General features: G+C 72.3%; 7 protein-coding genes. 2 read left to right on the top strand and 5 right to left on the bottom strand.

Translation table 11 applies throughout. The features are described 5' to 3' along the window. Both AB7U92_RS16605 and AB7U92_RS16600 read right to left on the bottom strand, forming a co-directional pair. A partial coding sequence (locus AB7U92_RS16605; protein WP_428579215.1) for an MgtC/SapB family protein occupies positions 1–1,092 on the bottom strand: 1,092 nt, incomplete at its 3' end. After that, complete coding sequence (locus tag AB7U92_RS16600) at positions 1,047–2,402, bottom strand: MBL fold metallo-hydrolase RNA specificity domain-containing protein (protein WP_428579212.1); 1,356 nt, start codon at positions 2,400–2,402, stop codon at positions 1,047–1,049. The genes AB7U92_RS16600 and AB7U92_RS16605, both read right to left, overlap by 46 nt. Before the next feature lie 66 nt (positions 2,403–2,468). On the opposite strand from AB7U92_RS16600, the gene thpR reads away from it, so the two are divergent. Beyond that, on the top strand, positions 2,469–2,963 hold the full coding sequence (gene thpR / locus AB7U92_RS16595) for an RNA 2',3'-cyclic phosphodiesterase (protein ID WP_428579209.1): 495 nt from the start codon (positions 2,469–2,471) through the stop codon (positions 2,961–2,963). Positions 2,964–2,966: 3 nt separating this feature from the next. Here the strand turns inward: thpR and AB7U92_RS16590 are convergent, their stop codons facing one another. Genes AB7U92_RS16590 through AB7U92_RS16580 form a run of 3 tightly spaced genes read right to left on the bottom strand, consistent with a single transcriptional unit; the run spans position 2,967 to position 5,770 of the window. Beyond that, a complete protein-coding gene (locus AB7U92_RS16590) occupies positions 2,967–3,953 on the bottom strand; it encodes a DUF2891 family protein (RefSeq protein ID WP_428579206.1) in 987 nt (328 codons plus the stop codon). Further along, positions 3,953–4,579, bottom strand: coding sequence for an intradiol ring-cleavage dioxygenase (locus AB7U92_RS16585; RefSeq protein ID WP_428579203.1), 627 nt, complete (start codon positions 4,577–4,579; stop codon positions 3,953–3,955). The genes AB7U92_RS16590 and AB7U92_RS16585 overlap by 1 nt, the downstream gene beginning before the upstream one ends. 9 nt (positions 4,580–4,588) lie before the next feature. After that, positions 4,589–5,770: a toxin-antitoxin system YwqK family antitoxin gene (locus AB7U92_RS16580; protein ID WP_428579201.1), complete on the bottom strand. Its 1,182-nt coding sequence runs from the start codon at positions 5,768–5,770 to the stop codon at positions 4,589–4,591. 71 nt (positions 5,771–5,841) lie between these two features. Between AB7U92_RS16580 and AB7U92_RS16575 the strand changes: the two genes are divergently transcribed. Next, positions 5,842–8,211, top strand: coding sequence for a DNA translocase FtsK (locus AB7U92_RS16575; protein ID WP_428579198.1), 2,370 nt, complete (start codon positions 5,842–5,844; stop codon positions 8,209–8,211). Positions 8,212–8,374 lie beyond the last annotated feature (163 nt).

The following is an 8,374-nucleotide window of genomic DNA, read 5'->3' as shown; positions in this document are numbered from 1 at the left end:
GATCGGCGAGTGCGCATCGGCGAGCGCGGCCAGCGCGGCGCTGGCCAATGCGCCGGCATCGCCGAACAGGCGTTGCGCCTGCGACACGAGCAGGGCCACTGCCGCCAGCAGCAGTGCCACCACCAGGGCTTCGCGCAGCCGCAGGGCGCTGCGTTCGGACAGCAGCGCGCCATCGCCGTCGCGCGCGCCGCGCCGCGACCACAGCGCCGCGACGGCGAGGGTCGCGGCCACGCCGGCCAGCGCCGGCCACCACAACAATGCCAGTGCTGGCGGCGAGAGCGCCGCGGCCATGGCCAGCATCTGCACCCAGGTGGCGCAGCCCGACAACGCGCCGGCTGACGCCGCCAGCGGCACGGCCACCTGGCCTGCGCGAGCCCGCGCGCCGAAGGCCGCCACCGTGGCGGTGCTGGAGACGAAGCCGCCGAAGAACCCGGAGGCGGCCAGCCCGAGCCGCGCGCCGAACAGGCGCAGCGCCACGTGGCCTGCCGCCTGCAGCACGAGGATCAGCAGCACCAGCGAGGCCAGCGGGCGCGCGCGCATGCCCGCCAGCCAGGGCAGCGGCTCGTTCGGCACCAGCGGCAGGATCACCATCGCCAGCGCCGCCAGCATCAGGCCGTCGTGCAGTTCCTGCTGGCTCAGCCACTGCGTGGCGAATCGATGCAACTGCGTGCGCGCGGCCAGCAGCACGGCCAGCAGCGTGCCGCAGGCGGCACCGAGTAGCGGCAGGCGCATCGCCAGCACGCCGACGAGGTAGGTGGCGAACAGCGCCAGCTCGGTGGTCAGGCCCGGGTCGCGCGAGCGGCTGCGCGCGTAGGACATCGCAGCCAGTCCACCCACCACCAGCGCGCCGGCCAGCACCAGCCCCGGCAGCGCGATGCCCTGGGCGAGCGCGCCGAGCAGCGCGGCGATGCTGAAGGTGCGGATGCCGGCCGCGGCGCGGTCGGTCCCCTGGCCCTTGCGGCGCTCGCGCTCCAGGCCGATCAGCAGCCCGCAGCCCAGCGCCACGGCCAGGCCTTCGACGGTGGCGCCGCTCGCGTCGAACAGGTTCAGACCGTCACCTGCGCCAGATGCTCGGGCACGCTGACGCGCCACCCGAGTTCGTCGGCGATGCGGCTGCGCAGCGCATCGGCCGCGGCCGGTTCGCCGTGCACCACCAAGGTCTGCGACGGCGCGGCCTCGAAGCCTCCCAGCCACTGCATCAGCTCGTTGGCGTCGGCATGGCCTGAGAAGCCTTCGAGATGGCTGACCTGGGCCTTCACCGCCACGTACTCGCCGAAGATCTTTACCTCGGCGGCGCCTTCGATCAGCTTGGCGCCGCGAGTACCCGCCACCTGGAAGCCTGCGAAGACGACGGCATTCCTCGGGTTCGGCGCCATTGCCTTGAGGTGGTGCAGCACACGTCCGCCGGTGGCCATGCCGCTGGCCGAGATGATGACGCTCGGGTAGCGGGTGCGCGAGACCTTCTCCGACTGCTGCGGCGTGGTGACCACCGTCACGCCGTCGCACAGCGAGTTGGCCTCGCGCGCGCTCAGCCGAAGCAGCTTGCGGTGGCGCTGGTAGAGCGCGGTGGCGGCGGTGGCCATCGGGCTGTCGAGGTAGACCGGCGTGTCCTCGGGGATCTCGCCGGCGGCCTTCAGCCGCTGCATCACCAGCATCAGCGCCTGCGCGCGGCCGACGGCGAACGAGGGCAGCAGCACCGAGCCGCCGCGGCGCAGCGTGGCGCGGATGATGGCGCCGAGCTGCTGCTGCGCATCCTCGGGCGGATGAATGCGGTTGCCGTAGGTTGACTCGACCAGCAGCACGTCGGCGTGCGCGATGCGCTGCGGCGCCGGCATCAGCAGGTCGTTGCTGCGCCCGACGTCGCCGGAGTAGACCAGCGTGGCATCGCGGTGGCGCAGCGTCACCGCGCAGGCGCCGAGCAGGTGGCCCACCGGCGTCAGCTCGGCCAGCACGTTGCCCATGCGCGCGGTCTTGCCCGCCGGCAGCGGAGAGAGCCTGGCGATGGCGCGCTTGGCGTCGGCCACGGTGTACAGCGGCAGCGCCGGCGCGTGGCGCGAGAAGCCGTAGCGGTTGGCACGGCGGGCGTCTTCTTCCTGCAGGTGGGCGCTGTCGAGCAGCAGCACCTCGGCCAGGTCACGCGTGGCCTGCGTGCAGTGGATCGGCCCCTTGAAGCCCTGCTTGACCAGCGCCGGCAGGTAGCCGCTGTGGTCGAGGTGGGCGTGGCTGAGGATCACCGCGTCGATCTCGCGCGGCGGCACGGGAAAGGGCGCCCAGTTGCGCTCGCGCAGCGTCTTGAAGCCCTGGAACAGCCCGCAGTCCAGCAGCAGGGTCTGGCCGTCGAGTTCGACGAGATGGCGCGAGCCCGTGACGGTGTCGGCGGCACCGAGGAAGTGGATCTTCATGGGCGAAGACTAGCGCAGGGCGTGCCGGCGGCGATTGACGCGGCTCGGGTTCGGAAACAATCGCGCATGCGCCTGTTCCTCGCCCTGTGGCCCGACGACGCCGTGCGCCGGCAGCTGGTGTCGGCGCAGCGGGCCTGGCTGTGGCCGGCGCGTACCGCGCCGGTGCCGGCCGATCGACTGCACCTCACGCTGCACTTCCTCGGCGAGGTGGCGGAGGACGGGGCGCGTGAGCTGGCCTCGTCGCTGCCGCCGTGCAAGGCGCCGTTCACGCTGCGGCTGGATCGCGCGGCGCTGTGGCCGCAGGGCATCGCGGTGCTGGAGCCCAGCGACGCGCCCGCCGGCCTCGCCACGCTGCACGCGGATCTGGCGGCGTTGCTGCGCGCGCAGGGGTTGCGCGTGGAGGCTCGGGCCTTCCGCCCGCACGTGACGCTGGCCCGGCATGCACAGGGTGCCATGCCACCGGCCGAGCTGCCGGCCATCGAGTGGGCCGTGCGTGGCTACGCGCTGGTGCGTTCGCGTGCCGGCGCGTCTGCAGGCTACGAGCCGATCGCGCGCGCCTGAGGCTCAGTCGCCGAGCGACAGCAGCGCGAAGCTGACCAGCCAGTGGGTGGCCGCGAAGTCGCCGACGGTGACGTGCGGCCAGGCGGCGGCGCGGTGGGCGCCGGCCGCTGCGCGCAGGGCCTCGTCGCCGAGCGCATCGGCCAGCGCGGCGAGGCACCACGCCCGCGACAGGTTCAGGCCGTCGAGGTGCACCAGCTGCGGGTCGATGCGGTCGCTCACCACCGCGGGCTGCAACCAGGCCTGCATCGCCTCGCCGCGCGGCGCGAAGCCCTGCCACCAGTCGGTGAAGCGATCGCCGAGCAGCTCGCTCATCAGCACGGCCTCGGTCAGCCCGCCGGAGAGGAAGTCGGCGCCGCCCGGTTCGTAGGCGGCCGGGTAGTCGCGGTCGTGCAGGAACCAGCGCTGCGCCGCCGCCTCGATCGCCGCGTCGAGCGCGGGATCGCCGACTCGCCGCGCCAGCAGCATCGCGAAGGCCGAGTTGGCGTGCGTGCCGGCGCGCACCGGGTAGTGGCTGCGCGCGAGGAAGGCCGCCAGCCGCGCGGCGATGTCTTTGCTGAAGGGCCGCAGCGCCTGCGCCCAGCGCGCCGGCCACCCGGGCGCCTCCAGCTCGGCCTGCAGCGCCAGCAGCCAGGCCCAGCCATAGGGCCGCTCGAAGCTGGCGCGTCGCGGGTCGGCCGCGTAGGCGCGCTCCACCGCCACGAGCTCGGGGCGCAGCCGTTCGTCGAAGTGGGCGAGGATCGCCTCGTCCTGCGGCAGGCCCGGCGAGCGCCGCATGAGTCGCAGCAATGACCAGTGCATGTGCACGCTCGAGTGCCAGTCGTAGCTGCCGTCGAAGACCGGGTGGATCTGCGAGGGCGCCGGCAGGTCGCCAGCGTCGAGGATCAGGTGATCGAGCTTGTGCGGGTGGCGCGTCTTCACGGCCGCCATCGCGCAGGCGGCGAAACGCTCGGCGTCGGGCGCCGCCAGCGGCAACGGCGCCGACGGCGGCATCAGGCGCGCACCACGATGGCGAAGCGCGCGCGCAGCGTGTCGCCGGCGGGCTCGAAGGGCACGGTCAGCGCGGCTCGGTCTTCGCCGCACAGGCGTTGCCAGAGGAAGTCGCGCTCGTTGCCGGCGTCGCCCTGCACATAGACCTGCGTGGTCAACAGCTCGCGCGAGCCGAGCTTGACCTTCAGGTGGATGTGTGGCGTGCGGCCGCTGTAGGGGGCGGGTCGCAGGGTGCGGAAGCGGTAGGCGCCGTCCGCAGCCACGGTGACGCGGCCGAAGCCCTGGAAGCCGGGATCGGCGCGGCCGCCATCGCCCGGGTGGTGGTAGTGGCCGTCGGGGTCGCACTGCCAGATCTCCACCGCCGCGCCGCTCAGCGCACGGCCGTCGGTGTCGCTGACCGTGCCTTCCAGCCAGGCGGCGCGGCCGCGGCCATACGGGCGCCCGGCGAGCACGAGCAGGTCGCCGTCGGCGTCGGCCGGCATCTGCAGCGGGTAGAACGGGCCTTCGGTCTGCGACGGCGTCGGCCGCAGCCGGCCCTGGGCCAGGGCGCTGCGCCACACGGCGGGCGCGGCCAGGGCGACGGCGGCGCCGATCAGCAGCCGGCGGGTGGGGATGACGGTGTGGGGCATGGTGGGTTCCTAGCGGCTGAAGGCCTTGCGCGAACCGTCCTCGAAGACGGCGTCGTCGCGTGTGACCTGGCCGGCCGCGTCGAGTTCACGTTCGCGCGTCACGCGGCCGCGCTCGTCGTGGTGGCGCTCGGCGCGAAGCCGGCCGGCCTCGTCGAAGCCGCGGTGCACACCCACCGGCTGCTGCTCGTAGCGGCCGGTGACGGCGTAGCTGCCTTCGAAGCGCGGCTGGCCGTTGTCGTGGAAGGCGGTGTCGCGACGCAGCAGCCGGCCGCTGTCGTTCGTGTACTCGCTGGCTTCGCTGGGCTGGCCGTTGAGATACCAGCGCTTCTCGCTGCGCAGCTCGGCACCGCGTTCGCCGGGCGTCCAGTGCCGCTCGCGCACCAGCGCGCCGCTTTCGTGGAACTCCTGCTCCAGCGTGGTGATGCGGCGCCTGGTGCCGCCGTCGCCGGGCGTCGACCATTGCCACTGCGTCTCGCGGCGCTTGACGCCATCCTGCGCGAAGCCGCGCTCGGTGCCGCCCTGCGCGCCGATCTCGACCGTCTCGCGTGGCTTGCCGTTGTTCCAGAACGATTCGCGCGAACGCAGCTCGCCGCGCTCGTGCAAGCGCCGGCCGGTCAGTTCGCCGCGGCTGTTGAACAGCGACACGCTCGCCGGGCCGCCGCGGTGGCCGCACCAAACCGCGTCGTCGGCCGCCGGGGCGAGCAGCGGCTGGGCGGCACAGCGCAGCTCGCCGAGCTGGCCGCGGTCGTTGAACTCGGCCACCGCCTGCTCGCGGCCGTCGTCGCCGTGGAAGCTCGCGCGCCGCAGCGCGCCGTTGGCATGCCAGCTGCGCGCCAGGCCCACGGTGGTGCCGTTGCGCAGCGTCTCCTCGCGCAGCAGCGGGTTGCGTTCGCCGGGCGTGGCCGCGTACTCGCGGGCGAGCCCTTCGCGGTTGCCGCGCTCGTTGACGCGATGCTCGCGCTCGAGCACGCCGTTGCGGTAGAAGCGCACGGCGCCGAGAAACTTGCCGTCGCGCAGTTCCTGCTCGCGCTGGATTACGCCGGTGTCGGCATCCCTGCAGCGCATCAGGCCGGTCTTGCCGGCGGTGGTGTGGCCGTTGGCCGGGTTGACGTGTTCGCCGGCCAGTTCGCAGGTCTGGATGGCCTGGGCGGGCCCGGCGACGGACAGCAGGAAGAGAAGCGCGAGTCGCATGGCAGCGATGCTAGCGGCGCCTGCTGCGAGCGGATACAAGGCCGCCGGAGCCTTGGGCGACAATCGCGGCCATGACGTTTCCACTCGGATCGCTGCGCGCCGACGGGGGCGCGCCGGCTTCTTCGTCGTCCTCTTCCGCGCGTTCGTCGCGCGAGAGCGGCGCGGCCAGGGTCGTGCCGCGCTGGCGCGCCCGGCTCGGCCTGGGCCTCGGCGCCGTGCTGTGGCTGCTGGCGCTGCTCGCGCTGGCCACGCACAGCGGCGCCGACCCGGCCTTCACCACTTCGGGCAGCGTCGAGCAGGCCACCAACAAGGCCGGCGCGCTCGGCGCGCTGTTCTCCGACGGCCTGTACTTCCTCTTTGGCTTCTCGGCCTGGTGGCTGATGCTGGTGAGCCTGCGCGCCTGGCTCGGCGGCCTGGCGCGCGTGCTGCGCAGCGAGCAGGCCCCGGCGGCGCCGGCCGACCCGCACGAACCGCCGGCCTGGCTGTTCTGGGTGGGCATCGTCGTGCTGCTGGCGGCGAGCTGCGCGCTGGAGAACACCCGCCTCTACCAGTACGAGGCTCTCGTGGCCGGCGGACATGCCGGCGGCGTGCTGGGCTACCTGCTGGGCCCGCTGAGCCAGAAGCTGCTCGGCTTCGCCGGCTCCGGTGTGCTGTGGATCGCCGCGCTGGTCGCGGGCGTGTCGATGTCGCTGAAGTTCTCGTGGCTTCGCGTGGCCGAGGGCATCGGTGCCTGGCTCGAGTCGTTCCGCGAGAAGCGCGCCGAGCGCATCGAGCGCGCCGAGGACATCCGTCTCGGCGAGCGCGCGCTGCGTGAGCGCGAGGAGGTGGTCGAGGTCGAGCACCAGCTGCACGACGAGCACATCCCGATCGTGATCGAGCCGCCGGTGGCCGAGCTGCCCAAGTCGGCGCGCGTGGCCAAGGAGCGGCAGAAGCCGCTGTTCACCGAACTCGCGGACACGAAGTTGCCGCAGGTCGACCTGCTCGACGCCGCGCCGGGCCGCCAGGAGACGGTCACGCCCGAGACGCTGGAGATGACCTCTCGCCTCATCGAGAAGAAGCTCAAGGACTTCGGCGTCGAGGTGCGCGTCGTCGCCGCTTCGCCGGGCCCGGTGATCACCCGCTACGAGATCGAGCCGGCCACCGGCGTGAAGGGCGCGCAGATCGTCAACCTGGCCAAGGACCTGGCGCGCTCGCTGTCGCTGGTGAGCATCCGCGTGGTCGAGACCATCCCGGGCAAGACGACGATGGCGCTGGAGTTGCCCAACGCCAAGCGGCAGATGATCCGCCTGTCGGAGATCCTCGGTTCTCAGGTCTACAACGACGCCGCCTCGCAGCTGACCATGGGCCTGGGCAAGGACATCGTCGGCAACGCGGTGGTGGCCGACCTCGCCAAGATGCCGCACTGCCTGGTGGCCGGCACCACCGGCTCGGGCAAGTCGGTGGGCATCAACGCGATGATCCTCAGCGTGCTCTACAAGGCCGAGGCCCGCGACGTCCGCCTGATCCTGATCGACCCGAAGATGCTCGAGCTGAGCGTCTACGAGGGCATTCCGCATCTGCTGGCGCCGGTGGTCACCGACATGAAGCAGGCTGCCAACGCGCTGAACTGGTGCGTGGGCGAGATGGAGCGTCGCTACAAGCTGCTGTCGACGATGCGCGTGCGCAACCTCGCCGGCTACAACAAGAAGATCGACGAGGCCGCGGAGAAGGGCGAGAAGATCCCCAACCCGTTCAGCCTGACGCCCGAGCAGCCCGAGCCGCTGGAGCGGCTGCCGCACATCGTCGTCGTCATCGACGAACTCGCCGACCTGATGATGGTGGTGGGCAAGAAGATCGAGGAGCTGATCGCGCGGCTGGCCCAGAAGGCCCGCGCCTCCGGCATCCACCTGATCCTGGCCACGCAGCGACCCAGCGTCGACGTGATCACCGGCCTGATCAAGGCCAACATCCCGACGCGCCTGAGCTTCCAGGTGTCGAGCAAGATCGACAGCCGCACCATCCTCGACCAGATGGGCGCCGAGGCGCTGCTCGGCCAGGGCGACATGCTCTACCTCACGCCCGGCGGCGGCATCCCGGTGCGGGTGCACGGCGCCTTCGTGTCGGACGAGGAGGTGCACCGCGTCGTCGAGTACCTCAAGAGCCAGGGCGAGCCGAACTACATCGAGGGCATCCTCGAAGGCGGCACGCTCGACGGCGAGGGCGGCGACATCCTCGCCGGCGAGGGTGGCGCGGGCGGCGGCGAGAGCGACCCGATGTACGACCAGGCCGTGGCCATCGTGCTGCAGCACAAGCGCGCCTCGATCTCGCTGGTGCAGCGCCACCTGCGCATCGGCTACAACCGCGCGGCGCGGCTGCTGGAACAAATGGAGAAATCCGGGCTCGTAAGTGCCATGTCCAGCAACGGCAACCGGGACCTCATCGTTCCCAGCCGCGACGCATGAAGATTCGTTTCGCAGTGCTGCTGGCGCTTGTCGCCGCAGCGGCGTCGGCCCGGGCCGACGCGGTGGACACCCTGCGCCAGTTCGTGCGCGACGTGAAGAGCGGCAGCGCACAGTTCACGCAGACCGAGACTTCGCCCGACGGCGCCACGAAGAAGACCAGCAG

It is taken from the genome of Piscinibacter sp. (genome assembly GCF_050175855.1).
GTDB lineage: Bacteria > Pseudomonadota > Gammaproteobacteria > Burkholderiales > Burkholderiaceae_C > Piscinibacter.
The sequence above is the reverse complement of the archived record's forward strand: the minus strand, read 5'-3'. Positions and strand labels throughout refer to the sequence as shown.

Excerpts from the sequence above, each read along its gene's own strand:
- AB7U92_RS16590 (WP_428579206.1), bottom strand. The coding sequence starts at position 3,953 with ATGCCGCCGTCGGCGCCGTTGCCGCTGGCGGCGCCCGACGCCGAGCGT.
- AB7U92_RS16585 (WP_428579203.1), bottom strand. The coding sequence starts at position 4,579 with ATGCCCCACACCGTCATCCCCACCCGCCGGCTGCTGATCGGCGCCGCC.
- AB7U92_RS16575 (WP_428579198.1), top strand. The coding sequence starts at position 5,842 with ATGACGTTTCCACTCGGATCGCTGCGCGCCGACGGGGGCGCGCCGGCT.
- AB7U92_RS16580 (WP_428579201.1), bottom strand. The coding sequence starts at position 5,770 with ATGCGACTCGCGCTTCTCTTCCTGCTGTCCGTCGCCGGGCCCGCCCAG.
- thpR (WP_428579209.1), top strand. The coding sequence starts at position 2,469 with ATGCGCCTGTTCCTCGCCCTGTGGCCCGACGACGCCGTGCGCCGGCAG.
- AB7U92_RS16600 (WP_428579212.1), bottom strand. The coding sequence starts at position 2,402 with ATGAAGATCCACTTCCTCGGTGCCGCCGACACCGTCACGGGCTCGCGC.